Annotated in this window: 17 protein-coding genes; 10 read left to right on the plus strand and 7 right to left on the minus strand. The window is 73.0% G+C overall.

Going from position 1 to position 20,784, the window contains the following annotated elements:
* The first annotated feature begins 67 nt into the window (after positions 1–67).
* Together ACA514_RS30130 and ACA514_RS30135 are read left to right on the plus strand one after the other, a co-directional pair.
* The gene (locus ACA514_RS30130) at positions 68–922 is read left to right on the plus strand and encodes a helix-turn-helix domain-containing protein (RefSeq protein WP_375044641.1); all 855 of its coding nucleotides are present in this window, start codon (positions 68–70) and stop codon (positions 920–922) included.
* 203 nt (positions 923–1,125) lie between these two features.
* On the plus strand, positions 1,126–1,767 hold the full coding sequence (locus tag ACA514_RS30135; RefSeq protein ID WP_375044642.1) for a TIGR03085 family metal-binding protein: 642 nt from the start codon (positions 1,126–1,128) through the stop codon (positions 1,765–1,767).
* Between the two features lie 48 nt (positions 1,768–1,815).
* On the opposite strand, the gene ACA514_RS30140 is transcribed toward ACA514_RS30135, so the two are convergent.
* Entirely contained in the window at positions 1,816–2,778 is a 963-nt protein-coding gene (locus ACA514_RS30140) for a GlxA family transcriptional regulator (RefSeq protein WP_375044643.1), read from the minus strand.
* 164 nt (positions 2,779–2,942) lie between these two features.
* Here ACA514_RS30140 and ACA514_RS30145 point away from each other — a divergent pair, with 164 nt between their 5' ends.
* The 4 genes from ACA514_RS30145 (at position 2,943) to ACA514_RS30160 (ending at position 6,955) form a co-directional block, all read left to right on the plus strand.
* Positions 2,943–3,590, plus strand: coding sequence for a dihydrofolate reductase family protein (locus ACA514_RS30145; RefSeq protein ID WP_375044644.1), 648 nt, complete (start codon positions 2,943–2,945; stop codon positions 3,588–3,590).
* A gap of 303 nt (positions 3,591–3,893) precedes the next feature.
* A complete protein-coding gene (locus ACA514_RS30150; protein ID WP_375044645.1) occupies positions 3,894–5,138 on the plus strand; it encodes a DJ-1/PfpI family protein in 1,245 nt (414 codons plus the stop codon).
* Between the two features lie 5 nt (positions 5,139–5,143).
* Positions 5,144–6,361 (plus strand): flavin-dependent oxidoreductase, encoded by a 1,218-nt coding sequence (locus ACA514_RS30155; protein ID WP_375044716.1) that lies wholly within the window; start codon positions 5,144–5,146, stop codon positions 6,359–6,361.
* A gap of 27 nt (positions 6,362–6,388) precedes the next feature.
* Positions 6,389–6,955, plus strand: a complete 567-nt coding sequence (locus ACA514_RS30160; RefSeq protein WP_375044646.1) for a hypothetical protein — start codon at positions 6,389–6,391, stop codon at positions 6,953–6,955.
* A gap of 11 nt (positions 6,956–6,966) precedes the next feature.
* Here the strand turns inward: ACA514_RS30160 and ACA514_RS30165 are convergent, their stop codons facing one another.
* Positions 6,967–8,523 carry a class I adenylate-forming enzyme family protein gene (locus ACA514_RS30165; RefSeq protein ID WP_375044647.1) on the minus strand — a complete coding sequence of 519 codons (1,557 nt, stop codon included), beginning with the start codon at positions 8,521–8,523 and terminating at the stop codon, positions 6,967–6,969.
* 207 nt (positions 8,524–8,730) lie between these two features.
* Here ACA514_RS30165 and ACA514_RS30170 point away from each other — a divergent pair, with 207 nt between their 5' ends.
* Positions 8,731–11,532, plus strand: coding sequence for a sugar-binding domain-containing protein (locus tag ACA514_RS30170; RefSeq protein ID WP_375044648.1), 2,802 nt, complete (start codon positions 8,731–8,733; stop codon positions 11,530–11,532).
* A 19-nt stretch (positions 11,533–11,551) separates the two neighbouring features.
* Here the strand turns inward: ACA514_RS30170 and ACA514_RS30175 are convergent, their stop codons facing one another.
* On the minus strand, positions 11,552–12,421 hold the full coding sequence (locus ACA514_RS30175) for an ROK family protein (protein WP_375044649.1): 870 nt from the start codon (positions 12,419–12,421) through the stop codon (positions 11,552–11,554).
* Positions 12,418–13,821, minus strand: coding sequence for an APC family permease (locus ACA514_RS30180; RefSeq protein ID WP_375044650.1), 1,404 nt, complete (start codon positions 13,819–13,821; stop codon positions 12,418–12,420). Before ACA514_RS30180 ends, ACA514_RS30175 begins: the two co-directional genes overlap by 4 nt.
* A 128-nt stretch (positions 13,822–13,949) precedes the next feature.
* On the opposite strand from ACA514_RS30180, the gene ACA514_RS30185 reads away from it, so the two are divergent.
* The gene (locus ACA514_RS30185) at positions 13,950–15,140 is read left to right on the plus strand and encodes an ROK family protein (protein WP_375044651.1); all 1,191 of its coding nucleotides are present in this window, start codon (positions 13,950–13,952) and stop codon (positions 15,138–15,140) included.
* 10 nt (positions 15,141–15,150) lie between these two features.
* Here ACA514_RS30185 and ACA514_RS30190 read toward each other — a convergent pair whose 3' ends face one another.
* Positions 15,151–15,987 (minus strand): LLM class flavin-dependent oxidoreductase, encoded by an 837-nt coding sequence (locus ACA514_RS30190; RefSeq protein WP_375044652.1) that lies wholly within the window; start codon positions 15,985–15,987, stop codon positions 15,151–15,153.
* Positions 15,988–16,145: 158 nt separating this feature from the next.
* Between ACA514_RS30190 and ACA514_RS30195 the strand changes: the two genes are divergently transcribed.
* Positions 16,146–17,222: a dihydrodipicolinate reductase gene (locus tag ACA514_RS30195; protein ID WP_375044653.1), complete on the plus strand. Its 1,077-nt coding sequence runs from the start codon at positions 16,146–16,148 to the stop codon at positions 17,220–17,222.
* The gene (locus tag ACA514_RS30200) at positions 17,222–17,707 is read left to right on the plus strand and encodes a carboxymuconolactone decarboxylase family protein (RefSeq protein WP_375044654.1); all 486 of its coding nucleotides are present in this window, start codon (positions 17,222–17,224) and stop codon (positions 17,705–17,707) included. Before ACA514_RS30195 ends, ACA514_RS30200 begins: the two co-directional genes overlap by 1 nt.
* Positions 17,708–17,827: 120 nt before the next feature.
* On the opposite strand, the gene ACA514_RS30205 is transcribed toward ACA514_RS30200, so the two are convergent.
* Together ACA514_RS30205 and ACA514_RS30210 are read right to left on the minus strand one after the other, a co-directional pair.
* Positions 17,828–18,655 (minus strand): NAD(P)-dependent oxidoreductase, encoded by an 828-nt coding sequence (locus ACA514_RS30205; RefSeq protein ID WP_375044655.1) that lies wholly within the window; start codon positions 18,653–18,655, stop codon positions 17,828–17,830.
* 73 nt (positions 18,656–18,728) lie between these two features.
* Positions 18,729–20,549, minus strand: coding sequence for a BTAD domain-containing putative transcriptional regulator (locus ACA514_RS30210; RefSeq protein WP_375044656.1), 1,821 nt, complete (start codon positions 20,547–20,549; stop codon positions 18,729–18,731).
* Between the last annotated feature and the right edge of the window lie 235 nt (positions 20,550–20,784).

Raw genomic sequence — 20,784 nt, forward strand, 5'->3', positions numbered from 1 at the left:
CCAAGCCTCGCCGGGCCATGCGGCCGAGGGCTAGGCCGATCCCGGCGAGGAGTCGTACGATCACGACATGCTCGCCACACTGCACGAGCAAGCGCTGTTCGCCGACGGCCCGGTCTGGGGCGGCGTCCACCACCTGAACGCGGGCGTCGAGCCGCACACCCACGACTTCCTCGAAATCGCGATCATCGGCCCCGGCCGCGGTCGGCATGTCACCGGCCACGGCGAGCGCCCGCTACGGCACGGCGACGCGATCGTGCTGCGGCCGGGCGCGTGGCACGGCTTCGGCGACTGCGCCGATCTCACCGTCGCCAACTGCTGCCTATCCGCTCACGCGCTTCGGGCCGAGCTGTACCAGCTGCCGATGCTGCGCCGGCTGCTGTGGACCGACCCGGTGTCCCACGGTGCCCGCGGTGTGGCGGTTCGATCCCTCGCCCCCTCGGACGCCGACGAAGCCATCGCGCAGATCCGCCTGCTCGAAGAGGACCTGACGGCGGGCCGCCGCCGCCCGGGCCGGGCGGTCGGCCGCCTGATGACCGTGCTGGGAATCCTGGCCGACGGCGCCGAGCCCGAACACGGCGCTCTCGAACCGGCCGTCCACCCCGCGGTCGCCGCGACCATCGCGCGCCTCGAAGCGGCGCCCGCGGAACCGTGGAGGCTGGACGACCTCGCGCGGGCCGTCAACCTGGACCCCGCCTACCTCGGCCGGTTGTTCGGCCAGTGCACCGGCTCGACCCCGATGGGCCTCCTGGCCCGGCTGAGGGCCGAACGAGCGGCGGCGCTGCTGGTGAACTCGACCCTGCCCGCCGCCCGGATCGGCGCCGCCGTCGGCTGGGACGACCCCACGTACTTCGCCCGGCGCTTCAAGACCCTGGTCGGACTGACGCCCACGGAATACAGAAGGCGTAACAGAGCCTCGCAATAGCGACCTCCCAACGAGAGGCGGCCGGGCCGCCGCCTCGCCGCTTCAGGAACCCGGTCGCAGGATGCCCCGGAGGAACGTGCGGAAGCGGTCGGTGAGGTCGATGGTGTCGGGGTCGAGGAGCCAATCTTTTACCGCCCCCGCCAGGAGCCCTCATGTGGCCAGGGACTCCTGGTCCGCCGCCGGCCCGGTTACACTCCGCCGGTATGGCCGGTCTGCTCTTGGACGCCGTCGAACGAGCCCAGCTCGCCGACTTGTTCGACGAACTCGGCCCCCGGGCACCGACCCTCCTCGTGCCGTGGACCACCCGCGATATGGCCGCGCACCTGGTCCTCCGCGAGAACGACTCCCTCGCCGGCCCGGGGCTGGTCCTGCCCGGCGCGTGGAGCCGCTTCGCCGAACGACGGCAGACGGCGCTCGCCTCGCACGACTTCACCGCGCTCGTGGCCACGCTCCGATCTGGACCGCCACCGGGGTTCTTCCGGATCGGATGGGTCCGCCGCGTCCCCAACCTGATCGAGTTCTTCGTCCACCACGAGGACGTCCGCAGAGCCAACGGCCGCGCGCCCCGAACCACCGAACCTGCCATGGACCAGGCGCTGTGGCACTGCCTCACTCGCGTCCCCTGGTTCCTGGCCCGGCGACTGCGCGGCGCAGGACTGGAACTTCACTGGGCGGGCACCACCAGCACCGTCCGGGCACGGCGCGGCCGACCCACGGCCCGCATCACCGGGCTCCCGGGTGAACTGCTGCTCTACCTGTTCGGCCGCAAGGACGCGGCAGACGTCCAGGTCGACGGGCCCGCCGCCGCCGTCCAAGCCGTGCAACGCGCACGGCTGGGCATGTAACTCCCGACTCACGGACTCTCGAAGAAGCGGCGGCTCCGTCCGGCCCACCTATTGCATTGAGTGGTTCGCGCGGTAGCGCGAGGGCGCGGTCCCGTACTGGTCGACGAAGGCCTGGCGCAGCGTCTCGGCCGTCCCGAATCCGCAGCGCCGTGCCACGCTCGCGACCGGATGCGTCGTCGTCGCCAGCAGGTGGGCGGCCGTTTCGGTGCGGGCTTGGCGTACGTAGCGTCCCGGGGTGTGGGCGAGGTGCTGGAGGAACAGCCGGGTGAGGTGGCGCTCGCTCACCCCCGCCAGCCGGGCCAGGGCGGCGGTGCTCAGGTCGCCGTCGAGGTTGCCGGCGACGTGGTCGGTGACCTGCTGGACGATGCTGTGCTCGGTCGGCGGTGCGGCGGCGACGAACATGCTCATCTGCGACTGGTCGCCCGGCCGCTGCAGGTAGGTCACCACCAGTTGCGCCACGCCGCGTGCCAGTTCCGGCCCGTGGTCGTCCTGGATGAACGAGAGCGTCAGGTCGAGTGCGCTGGTGACGCCGGCCGAGGTGGTGATGTTGCCGTCGCGGATGTAGATCGGGTCGGGGTCGAAGGTGACCTTCGGGTACCGCGCGGCGATCCTGTCGGCCCACATCCAGTGGGTGGCGGCGCGCCTGCCGTCGAGCAGGCCGGCCGCGGCCAGCACGGCGGAGCCGGTGCACACCGACGCGACCCGCCGGCTCTCCTTGGCCAGCCGGCGCACATGTCCGACGAAGCGGGGGTCGGCCGCGGCCTCGCGGTAGCCCAGCCCGCCCGACACGATCAGCGTGTCCAGCGGGCCCTTGAGCCGTTCGAGCGCTTCCTGCCCGTGCAGCGTCATCCCGTCGGTGCAGGTGATCGCCCGGCCGCCCGGGGTGGCCAGGAGCACCTGGTAGGGCGGGGTGGCGCCCCAGTTCGCCTCGTTCAACGTCGAGGTCACGCAGGCGATGTCGAGTAACTGCGCCCGGTCGTATCCGACGACCACCATCAGCCGATCGTCCACTCCGAAGACCCTACGTCGCAGGGACGGGAGTACCAAGTTTTCGGACATTGTCTCCATGTTTCGTTGCCGCCCGCGAACCGGCCCCCGACGGTGAGGTCACACCCGGAACGCATCGGCCGTTCGCGGATGCCGGCCGGGGCTTCGATCATCGAGGGAGAACCGTCATGTCCGACGTGCGTGTGCACAACTTCTCGATCTCGCTCGATGGCTTCGCCACCGGCGCGGGTCAGGCCCCCGGCGTCCCGTTCGGGCACGCCGGCGAACGCCTGCACGAGTGGATGTTCGCCACCCGGTTCTGGCATCGGATGGGCGGTGGCCGGGGCGGGAGCACCGGCGCCGATCACGCCGTCGCGGCACTGCACGAGTCCGGGATCGGCGCCGAGATCATGGGGGCCGGCAAGTTCGGTCCGCCCGGCTGGCAGGACGACCCCGGCTACCACGGTGCGTGGGGCGCCGACCCGCCGTTCCACACCCCCGTCTTCGTGCTCACCCACCGGCCGCGGCCGTCGATCGAGATGAAGGGCGGCACCACGTTCCACTTCCTGGACGCCTCACCCGCCGAGGCGCTCGAGCGGGCCCGCGAGGCGGCCGATGGCCAGGACGTGCGTCTGGGCGGCGGGCCCTCGGTGGTACGCGACTTCCTCGCCGAGAGGCTGGTCGACCACATGCACGTGGTGCAGGTCCCGATCGTGCTCGGCCGCGGGGTCCGGCTCTGGGACGGCCTGGAGTCGCTGGAGGACGCGTTCGACATCGAGGCGGTCTCGACGCCCTCGGGCGTCACCCATCTGACGTTCACGGCCAAGAGCCGGTGACCGCGATGCGTACGAGCCTTGGGCAGGGGGCCTTGGCCGAAGTCGCCCGGCTCTCCACTGCGGTGGCGGGCCGGCTCACGGTGGCAGCCGGGTGACGTCATGAAAAGGAAGCGGGGCGCACGGATCTTGCGGGCCCTCGGCCGTGGGCTGGTCATCCTTGTGGCCTTGTTCCTCGTCCCGGGCGTGGAGTTCCTCATCAACGCACGGAGTTTTGCCTCCTACCGGTACGCGCCGCCTGCGGACAGGCGTCTCCCCGCCGTGGCTCCGCCGGTGCATGCCCCGGGCAAGCCCATTGTGGCGGTCGTGGTCGGCAACGCAGGTGCCAACGTCGCCGACACGCTCGTCCCCTACGACGTTCTGGCGAGCACGGGGAGGTTCAACGTCTACACGGTCGCACCCGAACGCCGGACCGTGCCGTTGCTCGGGGGATTGGACCTGGTCCCGGACCTGGACTTCGCGCAACTGAGCCGGCGGCTGGGCGGCAGGGCGCCGGACGTCACCGTGGTGCCGGAGATGCCCTCCGACAAGGACGGCGATCGCCGCGTCATCGCGTGGCTGCGGAGTACCGCGAGTCGCGGACTGGTGCTGAGCGTGTGCACCGGAGCCCGGCTGGTCGCCGAAGCCGGTCTCCTCGACGGCCGCGAGGCCACCACGCACTGGTACCGGCTCGCCGGCCTGCAGGACGCGCATCCCGCGGTGCACTGGCGGCGCGGAGTCCGCTACGTCGACGCCGGAAACGTGATCACCACGGGCGGGCTGCTGTCCTCGGTGGACGGGACGCTGCGGGTGATCGAGCGGCTGGCCGGCACGGGCACCGCCGCCGCGGCCGCCCGGACCGCCGGCTGGCGCCACTACTCTCCCGGCGCGCCCGCGAGGATGCCGGAATCGCGGCTGTCCCCGTCCAACGCCATCGTGCACCTGCTCAACCTCGGGTACCGCTCGAACACCAGCACGGTGGGGGTGGTGCTCACCGGCGGCGTCGGGGAACTGGAACTCGCCTCGGTATTCAGCCCGTACGCCGAGGTCAAGGCCGCCCGGACGGTCGCGATCGCGTCCACGGCCACCGTGCGCTCACGGCACGGGCTGACCTTCGTCCCACGGGCACGCCTCGCCGGCGTGGGAGACGACGTCGACCGTCTGATGGTCCCGGGCGCCGCCGCCGCGGCGAACCCCGACCCCGAGATCGCGGCCACGGCCCGCCGCGCCGGCGTCCCGCTGGAATACCCGCACCGGCGGCCGGGCTTCGCGTTCGGCCCGGTGCTCGGTTCCATGGCCCGTACGTTCGACAGGCCCACGGCCCGGTGGACCCGCAAGATCCTGGAATACCCGACCGCGGATCTCGGCTCGTCCGGCCCGAGATGGCCGTGGACACCGACCCTGCGCGTCCTGCTTTTCGGCCTGGCCGGTGTGGCCGCTCTGGCCGTCGTCCGCATCGGCGCACGGCTGATCACGACCGGTTCGCTTCGCTCGAGGACCGCAAACCGCAAAGCCGGTGGATCGCCGGGCGGTGGCCGCGACAATCCCGATGAGGGCGAGGAGGAGCCGTGAAGGTGATGGTCGTGGGAGCCGGGATCGGCGGGTTGTTCACCGCGTTGCGCCTGCACGCCGAGGGCATCGGCTGCGTGCTCTACGAGCGCGGTGAGCGGATCCGCGAGCTCGGTGTGGGGATCAACGTGCTGCCGTTCGCGGTCCGGGAACTGGATGCGGTGGGGCTGCTGGACCGGCTGGACGAGATCGGGGTGCGCACCGGCGAGCTGGTCTACACCCACCGGCTGGGGCAGGAGATCATGCGCAGGCCCTGCGGTCTGGCCGCCGGGTTCGCGCATCCGCAGATCAGCGTGCACCGCGGCCGGCTGCAGGGGCTGCTCCACCGCGCGGTGATGGAACGGCTGGGCGCGGACGCGGTGCGCACCGGCCACCGCCTGGTCGGTTTCGAGCAGGACGCCGAGGCCGTGACCGCCCGGTTCGCCGACGGCTCGCACGCACGCGCGGACATCCTGGTGGGCGCCGACGGCATCCACTCGGCCACCCGGTCGATCCTGTTCCCCGACGAGGGCCCACCGCGCTGGAGCGGCATGATGACCTGGCGCGGCGCCACCGACCGGCCCGCGTTCGGCACCGGCCGGACCATGGTGATCATCGGGGGCAACACCGCCAAGCTGGTCGTGTATCCGATCGCGGCGGGCGCGGCACCGGGCACCAGACTGACCAACTGGGCCATGGGCGTCCAGACCGGCCGTCCCGGCGACCCGCCGCCCGACGAGCAGGACTGGACGCGTCCGGCCGACCCGGCGAGCCTGGCCGCGCACGTCGAGCGCTTCACCTGCGACTTGTTCGACCATGCCGCCATGATCGGGTCCACCCGGGACCGGTTCGAGTTCCCCATGTGCGACCGCGACCCCCTGCCCTACTGGACGCGCGGCCGGGTCACCCTGCTGGGCGACGCCGCCCACCCCATGTACCCGATGGGCTCCAACGGCGCCGGCCAGGCCATCCTGGACGCGGTGAACCTGAGCGCCCACCTGGCGGCCCATGCCGACCCCGCCCGGGCCCTGCTCGCCTACCAGCGCGACCGCCTCCCCGCCACCACCCGGATCGTCCTCCGCAACCGGCTCGGCGGCCCGGAACAGGTCATCGAGGAGGTCGAACGCCGGGCCCCGGAAGGCTTCGACCGCATCGAGGACGTGATCACCCCCGCCGAACTGGAGGCCATCGTGGCCAGTTACGTCCAGGACTCCGGGGGCTCCCGCGACCGAGCGGACCGTTCATGAGGACGGGCGGGTTCGCGGCAGGGAGGCGTGCTGGGCGATCCGCAGGTCACCGATGAGTCCGCGCAGCGGGTCGCGAACGCGTGCTCCGACGACGCGCTCGACGCGCCGGTGTTCAACCCCGCGGGGGACGAGCGGCCCGGGACGCGATTCTGGATGGCCAGCATGCTCAACGAGGCGGTCGTCCACGGCTTCGACGCGGCCGGGGCGGCGGACCGGTCGGTCGACATTGACGCCGATATCGCAGCCGCGCTCATCGGCAACCACCTCGCGATGCTCACTTCCCCCACGTGGGAGATGCAGCGGTCCGAGTCCGCCCACGCCATCCGGGGCACCGGGCAGACCCTGCAGTGGCTGGCCGCCGGCACCGCGGACGACGCGGGCGCCTGGTTCGTCGAAAGGCGGCCTGACGGGGCGAGGTGGCAGCCCGGAACCCGGCAGGCCGACGTGACGGTGACCGGCCCGGCACGATCGCTGCTGCTGACCTTGACCCGACGGCTCCCTCTCACCGACCGCAAGGCCACCGGCATCAGCGTCGACGGCGACGCCGATCTCGCCGAGCACTGGCTCGACAACACCGCCCATGTCAGCGGCTGACCGGCGGGCTCTTACTTCAGGGTGCCGTCCGCGACCAGTGCGCGAAGCCTCCTCTTGTCGAACTTGCCGCTCGGAAGAGTCGGTATCTGCTCGCTCGATGCGATGACCCATCGGGTCGGAACCTTGTAGGCCGACAAGTGCAGGCGTGCCTGAGCGGCGAGGGCTGCCACGTCGACTTCATGGGCGGTGGGCACGATGACCGCGCAGACCTCCTCGCCGCGCGTGGGGTGGTCGGTCCCGATGACCACGCATTGGACGACCTGCTCGAACCCCTCGATCACCGACTCGACCTCGCGCGGGGACACGTTCGCCCCGGCCGGCTTGATGAGTTCGCTGGTGCGCCCGACATAGAAGAGACGGGGATCGCCGGTGCGGCGGTAGACGCGGTCTCCGGTGTGGTACCAGCCGTCCTGGTCGAACACCTCCGACCGTTCGCGCTTGTTGTAGCCGGCCATCGTTCCCGCGCCGCGGATCAGCAGTTCTCCCACGTCGCCGTCGGGAACCGGACGGCCCTCGCCGTCGACGATCGCGGTGTCGGTGAAGGCGAAGCCGCCGGCCGTCTCCGTCATGCTGCGGTGGATGGGGTAGCCGTCCGGGACGTCGTGCATGGCGAGGTCGAGCGGGCCGTCCGTCAGCATGGGCGCGCTGCTCAGGTCGCGTTCGGCGAAGGAGGGATGGTCGCGCAGCTGCTGGGTGAAGGCCGGCCAGCCGACGACGCCGTTCCCGCGTTCGCGCTCGATCAGGTCCAGCGCCGCACCGGCGTCCGATCGCGGCAGGACGAGCACGGTCACCGGTTCGTGGAGCGCGCCCGTCGTGGCCAGCACGCCGCCGATCCAGAAGAACGGCATCGCGCAGAGGATCCGCGGCACGTCCGAGACGCCGGTCAGCGCCCGGATCGCGGCCGGCCAGGTGGAGGTCTGCCGGACGAGGGTGCCGTGCGTGTGCAGCACGCCCTTGGGGTCGGCGGTCGATCCCGAGGTGTGGACCATGATCGCCAGATCGGCGGGCGCGACCTCGTCTTCGACCGCCGCCAGTAGCCCGGCCGGCACGACGGCGGTGCTCGCGGCGTTCCAGACCGTGGCCCAGGAGCGGTCGGACTCACCGGTGAGGACGATGCGGCGCAGGTACGGCGCGGCGGGCAGGCACAGGTTTCCGGCCGGCTGGTCCGACAGCCCGGGAAGCGCGGCCTCGAATCGCTCCGCGACATCGATCTTGAGGACGCGCGTCGGGGCGACGAGCACGGCGACGTCGGCCAGCCGCAGCACCTTCGCGATCTCGGCCGGGGCGTAGAGCGTGCTCAGCGGGACGGCGACGGCGCCGACGCGGCCGGCGGCGAGCCACCAGACGGCCCATTCGGTGTCACTGGTGAAGAAGAGGCCGACGCGAGTCCCCTTGCTCACGCCGTGGTGGAGCAGCCAGCGCGCCGCGAGCGCCGACCGGCGGTCGGCTTCGGCGTAGGTCAGCCGATCCGTGGGCGTCACCAGGTACCGCTCCTCGCCGAACTCGCGCGCGCCGCGCCTGAGCAGTTCGGCGATGGTCGCTCGCGACTCGGTGTCTGCCGGCGGCATGGGGACCCACTCTCGACGATCGCGGTGCCCGGAGGCTATGACGGACAATTCTCGTACGGAAAGGGCCGGATCTGCCATGGGCAAAAGCCGACCGCCTTGACCACTCCCTGGCGCGAAACCGGCGGTAGATCGCGTGTGGCGGCGGCCGGATCGGGTGATCGCACAGGTAGTGAAGGAATGACGACGCATCCGACCGCAGAGGCGCCCATGTTGAAGCCCGGTCGACCGCCGGCGGCCCTGGCCGCCTGCGCGGTCCTCGCCATCGCCGCCCCGCCGTCCGCCGTGAGCGGCAACGCGCGGGGGCGCGCGGCGCCCGCTGTCCTCGCGCCGGCGGGCGAGGACGGCGCCTCGGAGCTGGTCCGGGGCTGGCGGATCCAGTCCTCGGCCGTCGCGGGGAGCGACGGCGCGCGGATCTCCCGGCCGGGCTACCGGGCGTCCGGCTGGCTGCCGATCGGCCGCCCCGAGACGCTGATGGCGGGACTGCTGGAGAACGGCCGGTACCCGGACGTCTTCCGCTCGGACCGGTTGGCGTCGGTGCCCGCCGGGCAGTTCGCCGTGAACTGGTGGTACCGCGACGAGGTGATCCTGCACCCGCGGCGGGACGGCCGCACCTTCCTGGTCATGGACGGTGTCTCCGGCACCGCCGACCTGTGGATGAACGGCGCCCGGATCGACGGCCGCTCGCGGCTCCAGGGCTCCTACTCGCGCTTCGAGTACGACGTCACCCGGTACGTGCGCGACGGCGCCAACGCGATCGCGCTCGACGTCGCGCCGAACAAGGCGAAGACCTACCTCACCGGCAGCCGGCTCGACTGGAACCCGGCCGCCCCGGACCAGGGCACCGGCCTGGAACGCCCGCCGAAGATCGTCCAGGACGGCCCGGTGTCGCTGCGCGACGTCCACGTCGTGCAGCGCAACGCCGCGGACTTCTCCCGCTCCGACCTCACCGTGAAGGCGTTGCTGCGCAACAACACCGGAACCGTGCGGCGGGCCGAGTTCGCCGGCACGGTCGGACGGGGCGCGACCCGGCTGCCGTTCAGGACTACGGTGACGCTGCCGCCGGGCACCGTCCGCCCGGTCGCGCTCGGCGTGCGCCTCGACCATCCCGACGTGTGGTGGCCGTACCGGCTCGGCGATCAGCCGCTCTACCGCCTCGCCGCGCACGTGCGCACCGGCGGGCGGGAGACCGGCCGGTACGCCGAGGACTTCGGCATCCGCACCGTCGCCTCGTCGCTGACCCGCGCCGTCCCCGGCAGGACGCACGCGCCGCACGGCTACCGGCGGTTCGAGATCAACGGCGTGCCGATCGTGATCCGCGGCGGCGGCTGGTCACCGGACATGTTCCTGCGCTACTCGTCCCGGAACGTCCGCGACCAGCTGTCCTACGTCAAGGACCTCGGCCTGAACGCGCTGCGCTTCGAGGGCAACTTCCCGCCGGACGACATGTTCCGGCAGATGGACCGCGAGGGCGTCCTCGCCATGACCGGCTGGCAGTGCTGCGACCGCTGGGAGGATCCCTACGCCAGGTGGAGCAGGGAGCTCCAGGCCAGCGCCGCCGTCCAGGCCGCGGCCGTCGCCCGCCGGCTGCGCGACCACCCCAGCGTGTTCACCTTCTTCCAGGGCAGCGACGCGGCGCCGGACGCGGCGAAGGAATCGGTGTACCTGTCGGCGTTCGAGGCCGCGGACTGGGGCACGCCGCAGGTCGCGTCCGCGGAGGACAAGGCGTCGCCGCGGCTCGGTCCGTCGGGTGCCAAGGAGGGGCCTTACAACTACGTGCCGCCGGTCTACTGGTGGAGCAACGGCCGCGAGACCGCCGCCGTGAACGACCCGTCGTATACGAACGCAGGAAGCGCCTGGGGCTTCGACACCGAGACGAGCGCGGGCAACACCGTCCCGACACAGGACTCGCTCGACCGCTTCCTGACCCTGCGGGACCAGGCGGCGATCTGGGACCCGGCCACTGCACGCGGTCCGCGTTCCGGCCGGGACCTCTTCCATGTGTACGCCTACAACGACTACACCAGGACCGCGCGCATGGGTCAGTACAACACCCCGCTCTGGCACCGGTACGGGCCGTGGTCCGACATGGCCTCGTACCAGCGGATCGCGCAGATGGGCGGGTACGAGACCGCACGCGCGCAGTTCGAGGCGTACCTCGGCAACTCCAAGGACCCGGCCAACCCGAGCACCGGCGTCATCTACTGGATGATGAACAAGGCTTGGCCGTCGCTGCAGTGGAACCTGTACAACCAGGACTTCGACCAGCCCGGTGTGTACTTCGGCGCGAAGAAGGCGGGCGAGCCGGTGCACATCATGTACGACTACGCGACCGGCGCGGTCAAGGTCGCCAACCTGACCGGGCGGCGCCAGGCCGGGCTGGCGGCGCGGGCGCGGCTGATCGACGTCGACGGCACCGTGAAGCGGACCTCCCGTGTCGCGGTGCCGGCTCTGGCCACCCAGGACGTCCGGACGGTGGCCGCCGCGCAGGCGCCGAGGGGCATTTCCCGCACCTACTTCCTCGAACTCATGCTGACCCGGCGCGGCACGACCGTCAGCCGCAACGTCTACTGGCTGTCCACGAAACCGGACGCGGTGGACTGGAAGAACACCCTCGGTAAGGGCAGCGGCGCTGCCTTCCGGCCGGACGGGTACGCCGACCTGACCGGGCTGCGCGGCCTGCCCCGCGCCGCCGTGCGCGCGACGGCCGCCACCCGCCGCGACGGCGCTGACCTGGTGACCACCGTGACGGTCAGGGCGACCGGGACGGCGCCGACCGTCTTCACCAGGGCGGACGTGCGGCGGGGCGCACCCGGCGGGCGCCCGCTGCCCGGTGGCGGCCAGGTGCTGCCGATCCGCTGGAGCGACAACGACGTCACGCTATGGCCCGGGCAGTCCGAGTCGCTGACCGCCCGCTATCGCGCCTCCGACCTGCGGGGCGCCGCCCCGGTCGTCAGCCTGGCCGGGTGGAACCTGCCGCTTCGCGCCGTGCCCGCCGCGTTGCGGAGGTGAGCAGACCGGCGCGGCGGGGTCACGCGCCGGTCGCGGCGAGGGCGATGGCGCCGATGAGCGCGGCGTCGTCGACGAACCGGGCGGTCACCACCTCCGGCGGGAACGGGACCGCCCGCGTGACCGTCGCGCGGATCGCCGGAAGCAGGGACGGCTCGGCGGCCATGCCGCCGCCGAGGACCACCCGCTCCGGGTCGAGCGTGGTCGCGAGGTTGGCGACCGCCAGGCCGAGCGCCCCGGCGGTGCCGTCCAGCAGCGCGGCCACCCGCGGGTCGTCCCGGCGGGCGAACAGCCCGGCGGCCGTCACCGCCTCGCCGAGGACGGCCGAGGCCCGCGCGGCCAGGCCGCCGCCCGCGGCGTACTCCTCCAGCGGCGCGCGGCCGTCCGCGCACCCGGGCTCGCCGGGACGCCGCAGCAGGTACCCGATCTCGCCGGCGGCGCCGTGCGCGCCCGGCACGACGCGTCCGCCGACGACGAGCCCCGCGCCGAGGCCGGTGCCGAGGTTGACGTAGACGCCGGTGCCGACGCCCGCGAGCCGCCCCCAGCGCGCCTCCGCGGCGGTGGCCGCGTTCACGTCGTTGTCGATGCGCACGGGCACGCCGAGGTCACCGGAGACCAGGTCGGGCAGCGGCAGGTCCTCCCAGCCGGGGACGTTGGGCGCCAGCCGCACCCGCCCCTCGCGGACGACGCCGAACGTCGAGACGCCCACCGCCGCCAGCGTGCCCGGGGTCTCGGCGACGAGGCGGTGCGCCGCGTCCAGCGCCCGGCGCACCACCTGCTTCGCCCCGTCCGCGGCCCGGGTCTCCAGGCGGGCGCGGCGGAGCGGCGCCCCGGTCGCGTCGGCGGTGGCGAGCGCGACCTTGGTCCCCCCGAAGTCGATCCCGAGGATCATGCGGCCTGCGGCGCGGCGTCGCCGGGTTCGGTGAAGGGCTCGCTGATCTCCTTCGGCCCGAACGGCCAGATCCGCTCCAGCCGCGCCCAGACCAGGTACGCGACGACGCCGGCCGCGAGCCAGCCCAGCGACAGCAGGATCGGCCTGGTGCCCGCCGACTTGTAGATGTAGACCCAGCCGGCCAGCGCGACCAGGCTCGGCAGCGGATACAGCCACATCCGGTACGGGCGCGGCAGGTTCGGCTGCCGGCGCCGCAGCACGGTGAGGGCGACGATCTGCGCGACCGACTGCACCAGCACGAACACCGCGGTCAGCATGCTGATGACGTCGGTCAGGGTGAACAGCGAGCCGATCGCGGTGATGACGCCCATCGCGTACAGCCCGAACGTCGGGAACTTCAGGCGCGGGTGCATCCGCGCGAACCACGGCAGGAACAGCTTGTCGCGGGCCGCGTTGTAGGGCACCCGCGAGCCGCCGAGGAGCCCGGCGAACACCGACGCGAACGCGGTGACGATGATCCCGACCGTGAAGACCTTCGCCGCGGCCTTGCCCCACGTCCTTTCCAGGACGAGGGACGCGAACGAACTGGACTCCTGCGTCTTCTCCCACGGGATGACGCCGAGGATCCCGACCTGGAGCAGGAAGTACAGCGCCATCATGCCGAGGATCGAGAAGATGATCGCCCGCGGGATCACCCGGCCCGGCTGCCGGACCTCCGCCCCGAGGTAGGCCGCGGTGTTGTAGCCGAGGTAGTCGTACACGGCGATGACGAGCCCGGCGCCGAGCCCGTGGAAGAACTTCGAGCCCGCGTCGTGCGGGTAGGTGAACGCCAGGTCGGAGTGGAAGTGCGTGAACGCGGCGAGGATCACGCCGAGCACCGAGACCAGCATGACGATGAAGAAGACCGTCGTGAGCAGCCCGATGTCGCCGATCTTCCGGTACAGCGCGGCGACCACGGCCGCGACGACCGCGATCGCCAGGACGTGGCCGGCGGTCGACAGGCCGGAGCCGTCCACGAGCGAGGGCCACAGGTAGCCCGCGTACTGCACGAGGCCGATCACGCCGGTCGACATGATCAGCGGGATGAACAGCACCGCCGACCAGACGAACAGGAACGGCATCAGCCGGCCGGTGCGGTACTGGAACGCCTCGCGCAGGTAGAGGTAGGTGCCGCCGGCGCCGGGCATGGACGCGCCCAGCTCGGCCCAGACCAGGCCGTCGGCCAGCACGATCAGCGCGCCGACCAGCCAGCCGAACATGGCCTGCGGGCCCTCCATCGTGGAGATCATCGCAGGGATGGTGACGAATGGGCCGATACCGCACATCTGGGTCATGTTCACGGTGGTGGCCTGGAACACGCCGAGCCGCCGTTCGAACCCCGAGCCCGCGGGAGCGGTCATCTCGGTCTCTCCCTTCCTCGTGACCGGACGCCTCACCCCCGCTCGACGTCGATGCGAATGTAAGGGAGGCTCCCTAACAAATCAACACCCGGGGCGTGCGCCGTGCCGGGATATGTCAGTCTTTACACGTGCCGAGCAGGGAGACCGCCAACACCACCAGCGTGCTGCGGATCATGAACGAGCGCGCCGTCTACGAGCGGATCCGCCTGCTCGGGCCGGTGTCGCGCCCGCAGCTTGCCGCCGCGACCGGGCTGTCCAAGCCCACCATCTCGCTCGCGCTCGCCGACCTGGAGCGCGTCGGCCTGGTCAAGGCGATCGGCCGCCGCACCGGCGGCGCCGGGCGGTCCGCCCGGCTGTACGGCATCCGGCCCGAGACGGGCTGGGTGATCGGGCTCGACGTCGGCCGCGAATGGATCCGGGCCGCGCTCGCCGACCTGTCCGGCGAGATCGCGGTGCGCGCCGACGTCCGCTCCGTCGGCGCCGGCGCGGACCCCGATCCGGCCGCCCTCATCGACCAGCTCGGCCGCGTCGTCGACGACCTGGCCAAGGCCGCGGACGGCGCCGTCACCCACATCGTGCTCGGCACCCCCGGCGTCCACGACGTCGAGAACCGGCGCCTGCGCCTGGCGCCCAACCTGCCCGGCTGGGACGTCCCGGACGTCACCGGCCGGCTGGCGCGGCGGCTGCCCGCGCCCTGCACCATCGAGAACGACATCGACCTGGCCGCGCTGGGGGAGCAGGGCTACGGGCTCGGCGAGGGCGTGCCGCACTTCGCGTTCGTGTCGATCGGCACCGGCATCGGGATGGGCATCGTCCTGAACGGCGAACTGCACCGCGGCGCCCGCGGCGCGGCCGGGGAGATCGCGTGGCTGCCGTTCGGCGAGGCCGACCCGCGGGAGACCCGCTCGCACGGGATGCTGGAGTCCGTCGCGTCCGGCCCCGGCGTCGTGGCCGCCGCGCGGCGGCTCGGCATGACCGGGCCGATCACCGCCAAGCGCGTCTTCGACGCGGCCCGGGCCGGCGACCCGCTCGCGGCGGAGGCCGTCGCGCACGAGGCCGGGCACGTCGCCCGCGCCCTGGCCAGCGTCGTCGCGCTCCTCGACCCCGACCTGATCGTGCTCGGGGGCGGCATTGGCGGGCACGGCGCCGACGTGCTCCTCGGCGCCGTGCGCGACCACCTGGAGACGATGACCCCGCTCGGCGCGCCGCGCGTGGAGGTCTCCGCCCTCGGCGACGACGCCGTCGTCCTCGGCGCCCTGGCGACGGGCCTGGAAACGGCCCGCGACCTCGTCTTCACCCGCGCCGTGACCGAAGCGTGAGGCCTCGGGCCTAGTGTCCGGCCAGCTCGGCCACGACCGGGGCGAGCGTGTCGGCGAAGTCGGCGCCGAAGACGAAGTAGGAGAAGCCGAGCTCCTCCCGTCGCCGCTGGATCTCCTCGGCGGCCGCCGCGGGGTCGTTGGGAAGTATCGCCAGCGAGTCCGCCGCGCGAAGCGCCGCGGGGTCGGTGTCGGGGGACGCCATGAACGGCGCGACGGTGTCGCCGATCACCGCCACGTGCTGCGCGAGTTCGATGTCCCGGGTGGCGAGGGTGCGGAAGTCGCGCACCACCCGGGTGCTTTCGGCCCGATCGTCTTCCGGCATCACCGCGAAGGTGACCGTGTCCGCGAGGTCGGCCGCCAGCGCCTGGGCCTTCGGCCCGCGCACGGCCATCACCACCGGCGTGTGCAGGCCGGGACCGTCGAGATCGCGCAGCGCCGTCACGGTCTCGCGCACCTGGCCCAGCCGCTCGCTCGGTGGTACGACGGGCAGCCCCAGTTCGCGTACCTCGTCTTCGATGCCGGGCCTGCCGGTGCCGATGCCCAACTCGAAGCGACCGTCGGTGAGCACCGACAGCGAGTGCGCCTCCCACGCGGCGCTCCACGCCGGGCGCAGCGGGGAGGCGTACACCCACGTGCCGACCCGCAGGTCCGTAAGGGTGGCCGCGACGGCCAGCGTGGGGGCGGGCGCCGGCTGCCATCGCGGGACGTCGGGCATCAGCAGCGTGGAGTACCCGCTGTCGGCGACACGGAGGGCCCGGTCGCGCCACGTCTGCAGGTCTGTCGTGAGCGGGGCGACGACCCCGAATCGGAAGGGCCTGGTTCGGCGGGTTGCCGTTGAGTCGGTCATCGTTCCTGTCTCTCTTCTCCTCGGGCGCCCGGGTCGGCGTCTCACCCCTGCTACGAACGACGCTGCCCCGATCCGACACCGTCCCCCGGAAAATCCTGCCGAGAACGTTAAACAAATGCTTGCTTTGCATAGGCCCAGGGTTTTGTTACATTCCGCGCATGATCTCCGCGATCGTCTGGGGCACCGGCAACGTGGGCCGGCTGGCCCTGCGCGCCGTCGACGCCCATCCGGCGCTGAACCTGACCGGCGTGATCGTCCACGACGAGGGCAAGGCCGGACGGGACGCCGGCGACCTCGCCGGCCTCGGCCGCGACCTCGGCGTCGCGGCGACCACCGACATCGGCACCGTCCTCGCGGCCCGCCCGCAGGCCGTCGTCTACGCGGCGTCCGGCGACGTCCGCCCGGACGAGGCGCTCGCCGACGTCCTGACGGCGGTCCGCGCGGGGGCCGTGGTCGTCACGCCCGCGCTGTACGCGCTCTACGACCAGCGCAACGCCCCCCGGGAGATGCGGGAGGCGGTGCTGGACGCGGTCGCCGAAGGCGGCGGCTCGCTGTTCGTCTCCGGCGTCGACCCCGGCTGGGGCAACGACGTCCTGCCGCTGATGATCAGCGGACTCGGCGGCGTCATCGACGCCGTCCGCTGCCAGGAGATCTTCGACTACTCCACCTACGACCAGCCCGACTCCGTCCGCCACCTGGTCGGCATGGGCCACCCGATGGACTACGAGCCGCCCATGCTCGCGGCGACCGTCCCGACCATGGTGTGGGGCGGGCAGGTCCGGTTGATGGCACGCGCGCTCGGCGTCGAACTGGACGAGATCCGCGAGACGCTGGAACGGCGTCCGCTGGACGACACCGTCACCACCGCGTCCATGGGCGACTTCGAGAAGGGCACCCAGGGCGCGGTCCGGTTCGAGGTGCAGGGCGTCAAGGATGGCGAACCTCTCATCGTGGTGGAGCACGTGACCCGCATCCACCCGTCCTGCGCGCCCGACTGGCCCGCGCCGCCGGACGGCGACGGCGCCCACCGCGTGATCATCGAAGGCGTGCCGCGCATCGAGGTCACGGTCGAGGCCACCGACGAGCACGGCAACCGCGCGGCGGGCGGCAACGCGACCGCCGTCGGACGCCTTGTCGGCGCCATCGACTGGCTGGTGGACGCCGAACCCGGACTCTACGACGCGCTCGACGTCCCGCTGCGTCCCGCCGTGGGCAAGCTCGGAAGGAGGGCCTGATGGACCTCGACATCCCGGACGGCAAGGACCCGATCCAGTACGCGTGGGGCGAGATGGTGCCGGGCATCGGCCCCGCCGCCTCGAAGCTGTCGCTCGCCGTCTACGCGCACACCACGCTCGGTCTCCGCGAGTTCGAGGCGGCCCGGCTCCGCATCGCGCAGATCAACGGGTGCGTGTTCTGCCTCGACTGGCGGACCGAGCGCGACGGCATGAAGGTCGAGGACGAGTTCGCCGGCGCGGTCACCGAATGGCGCACCACCGACCGGTTCGACGACCGCACGCGCCTCGCCGCCGAGTACGCCGAACGGTACGCCCTCGACCACCACGGCCTGGACGAGGAGTTCTGGGACCGGATGACCGCGCACTACACCCAGCGCGAGATCGTGGAGCTGAGCATGTGCATCGGCTCCTGGCTCGCGTTCGGCCGCCTCAACCACGTCCTCGGCCTCGACACCATGTGCATGCTGCCCAAGCCCGGCGATTGAGCCCTGTGGGGCCCGCCCCGGGGGGACGGGGCGGGCCGGGTTCACTGCCAGCCGGTGTTGTGGCGGGACGGCGGGGGGCAGGTGATCATTTCTCCTCCTCGTGTTCTCGGACACCGGGGGTCAGTTCCACCGGCCGGGAGTGATCTCGCCGGCCAGCAGGTGGCGGACGGACTCGGCCACCGCGACCTCGCCGCCGCGGGGCTCGCCGACGTGGACGCCGACGCCGAAGGCCACCCGGCCCTCCTCGACGGCGGCGCGGAGCGCCTCCTCGTCCACGACGCCGTCCGCGGCCGAATAGACCATCCGGACCGTGGGACGGACCCGGTTCAGCGCCGCGCGGCCGATCAGGCCGGCGGCCCGGAACTGGACGGCGATGAAGTCCGCGGATTCCAGCAGGTCCTCCAGCGGCAGCAGCGCGATGTGCGGCCGGGCGGTGCGGTGGTGCTCCGGATCGGGGTCCCAGCCGACGACGCGCATCCCGAACGCGCGCATGCGCTCGGCGACCATCGCGCCGCAGGCGCCGAGGCCGACGACCCCGAGCACCTTGCCCTCCAGCCGCACGTCCGGCGGGGCGTGCCGGGCCGCCGACACCAGCAGGTCCACGGTGAGCTCGGCGAGGCTGACGGTGCGCGCGGTGCGGGCGCTGACGACCATGACGCCGGCGCGGGCGGTCGCGGTCACGTCCACGCCGCCGGGGCCCGGCCCGACGTTGGCGACGACCTTCAGCCGCCCGCCGGCCGCGACGACTCCGGCGTCCACCCGGGTCTCGCGGTGCACGACGAGCGCGCTGGCCTCGGCGACGGCGGCCACCAGCGCGCCGCGGTCGGTGCCGTCGCAGCGCCGGACGTCGAGGCCGGCGGAGAGCACCTCGATGGCGGCGGGGGAGATCTCCTCGGCGACCAGGACGACCGGGCGCGCGGAGACGGGCCTTGGCGGGGGGAGTCTCACGGAAGCTCAGGATGAGGCCCGCCGCTATATTTTTCCTCCAACGGCCGTTGCGCCGGCGCCTTCCTTCGCGGCGTCAGGCCGTGAGGGCGAGGTCGACGCGCCGGATCGCCGCGGCCCGCAGGCGCGGTGTCTCCTCGGTGAGGGCCCGCTCCCTGGCGACGGCGTGCACCAGCCGGTGGAAGCGGTAGGTGTCGGGCCGCTCGGCGGGCACCTCCAGCAGGTAGGCCTCGACCAGTTCCTCCACCTGCGCCCGCGTCTCGGTGAGGGGGCGGTCCAGCAGCACCGAGGCGATCCAGAGCGAGAACTCCGGCGTGCTCAGCAGCGACAGCAGCCGCAGCGCCCGCCGCAGGTCGGCCGGCAGCCGGCGGTAGCTGAGCGCCAGCGCGGCCTGGACGTCGAGGTCGGCGACCCGCAGCTCGTCGAGCAGCCGGTGCGGGTCGGCGAGCCGGTCGGCCAGTCGCGACAGCGGCCAGTGCGGGTGCCCGACGAGGCGGGCGCCGCAGGCGCGGATCGCCAGCGGCAGGAACCCGCAGCGCTCGGCGATCAGGGCGAGCGCCCGCGGTTCGGCCGCCGCGCGCTCGGGGCAGGTGTGGCGGGCGAGCAGCTCGACCGCCTCGGCGGGCTCGAACGGCTGCAGCGAGATGCGGTCGGCGCCCTCCAGCGCGGCCAGCCGGGTGCGGCCGGTCAGCAGCACGCCGCACCCGGGGACGCCGGGCAGCAGCGGCCTGATCTGCCGCTCGCCGGCCGCGTCGTCCAGCACGATGAGGACCCGGCGTCCGGCGAGCCGGTCGCGGTAGGACCGGGTCAGCTCCTCCGTCCCGTTCGGCGGGTCCGCGGCGGGCGCGCCGAGCGTGCGCAGCAGGCGGGTCAGGGCCTCCGCGGCCTCCAGGGGCCGCCGCGAGCTGCCCTGCAGGTCGACGTGGACCTGCCCGTCCGGGTAGGCGTCGGCGACCTGGTGCGCGACGCGCAGCGCGAGCGCGGTCTTGCCGACGCCGCCCATCCCGGTGATCGCGCACACCCGGGGCGCGCCCGGGTCGCCGAGCAGGGCCCGGGCGCGGCCGACCGCGGCGTCCCGTCCGGTGAAGTCCGCGGGCGGAGCCGGCAGCCGGGCGACCCGCGGCGCCGGTGCCGGCCGCGACGTGCTCGCGCTCGGCGCCAGCAGGGTGTGCCGGTCGGACAGGATCGCCTGCTGCAGGTCCTGGAGCTCGGCCGAGGGATCGATGCCCAGCTCGTCGGCGAGGAACCGCCGGTAGTCCTGGAAGGAGGCGAGGGCGTCGGCGTTGCGGCCGCACCGGTAGAGGGCGAGCATCAGCTGGGCGCGGGACCGCTCCCGCAGGGGGTGGGCGGTCACCACCGCGGTCAGCTCCGGCACGAGGCCCGCGTGCCGGCCGAGGGCGAGATCGGCCTCGACCCGGTCCTCCAGGACGGCCAGCCGCGCCTCCTCGAGCCGGGGGCGCTCCAGGTCGGCGAGGAAGTCGGTGACGCCGGTCAGGGCCTCGCCCCGCCACAGCGCCAGCGCGCCCGACAGCGACCGTGCGGCCGCCTCGACGCGCCGCTCGGCGAGCGCCGCGCGGCCCTCCGCCGCGAGCCCCTCGAACCTGGTCAGGTCGACGTCGGCGTGCTCGATGTGCAGCCGGTACCCGGGCCGGTGCCGGTCCACGACCGCGCCGTCGCCGAGCAGGCCGCGCAGCCGGGAGGCGTAGGTCTGGATCTGCGCCTGGGCGGTGGCCGGCGGCGCGTCCTCCCACAGCATCTCGACGAGCGTCTGGTCGGAGACCACCCGGCCGTGCGCGAGGACCAGCGCGGTGAGGAAGGTGCGCAGCTTCGATCCGCGCAGTTCGACCCGGTCGGCATTGTCCCAGAGTTCGACCGGGCCGAGAATCCGCACTCGCATGGACCCTCCCTCAGCGTCATTGGTCACTACGGAGCGTGAAGTGAGAGCGCCCGCGGCCGGCTTCGGGACGGGCGCCGGACCGCTCGAGGGATAGTGTGCGGGACGCGCCCCCGGTCCGTCACTGTGCGCTACTGGCAGCTTCATGCCGTGGCAGGGTCTGTCCTACTGCGGTCACGGATCCCGCGCCGCTTCGCCCCCGTCGAACTCCGATGCATAATCCGGAACGGAGACTTGA

The sequence above is a fragment of the Actinomadura sp. NTSP31 genome (assembly GCF_041951385.1).
GTDB lineage: Bacteria > Actinomycetota > Actinomycetes > Streptosporangiales > Streptosporangiaceae > Spirillospora > Spirillospora napierensis.

Excerpts from the sequence above, each read along its gene's own strand:
- ACA514_RS30130 (WP_375044641.1), top strand. The coding sequence starts at position 68 with ATGCTCGCCACACTGCACGAGCAAGCGCTGTTCGCCGACGGCCCGGTC.
- ACA514_RS30135 (WP_375044642.1), top strand. The coding sequence starts at position 1,126 with ATGGCCGGTCTGCTCTTGGACGCCGTCGAACGAGCCCAGCTCGCCGAC.
- ACA514_RS30145 (WP_375044644.1), top strand. The coding sequence starts at position 2,943 with ATGTCCGACGTGCGTGTGCACAACTTCTCGATCTCGCTCGATGGCTTC.
- ACA514_RS30155 (WP_375044716.1), top strand. The coding sequence starts at position 5,144 with ATGGTCGTGGGAGCCGGGATCGGCGGGTTGTTCACCGCGTTGCGCCTG.
- ACA514_RS30165 (WP_375044647.1), bottom strand. The coding sequence starts at position 8,523 with ATGCCGCCGGCAGACACCGAGTCGCGAGCGACCATCGCCGAACTGCTC.
- ACA514_RS30170 (WP_375044648.1), top strand. The coding sequence starts at position 8,731 with ATGTTGAAGCCCGGTCGACCGCCGGCGGCCCTGGCCGCCTGCGCGGTC.
- ACA514_RS30175 (WP_375044649.1), bottom strand. The coding sequence starts at position 12,421 with ATGATCCTCGGGATCGACTTCGGGGGGACCAAGGTCGCGCTCGCCACC.
- ACA514_RS30180 (WP_375044650.1), bottom strand. The coding sequence starts at position 13,821 with ATGACCGCTCCCGCGGGCTCGGGGTTCGAACGGCGGCTCGGCGTGTTC.
- ACA514_RS30190 (WP_375044652.1), bottom strand. The coding sequence starts at position 15,987 with ATGACCGACTCAACGGCAACCCGCCGAACCAGGCCCTTCCGATTCGGG.
- ACA514_RS30195 (WP_375044653.1), top strand. The coding sequence starts at position 16,146 with ATGATCTCCGCGATCGTCTGGGGCACCGGCAACGTGGGCCGGCTGGCC.
- ACA514_RS30200 (WP_375044654.1), top strand. The coding sequence starts at position 17,222 with ATGGACCTCGACATCCCGGACGGCAAGGACCCGATCCAGTACGCGTGG.
- ACA514_RS30210 (WP_375044656.1), bottom strand. The coding sequence starts at position 20,549 with ATGCGAGTGCGGATTCTCGGCCCGGTCGAACTCTGGGACAATGCCGAC.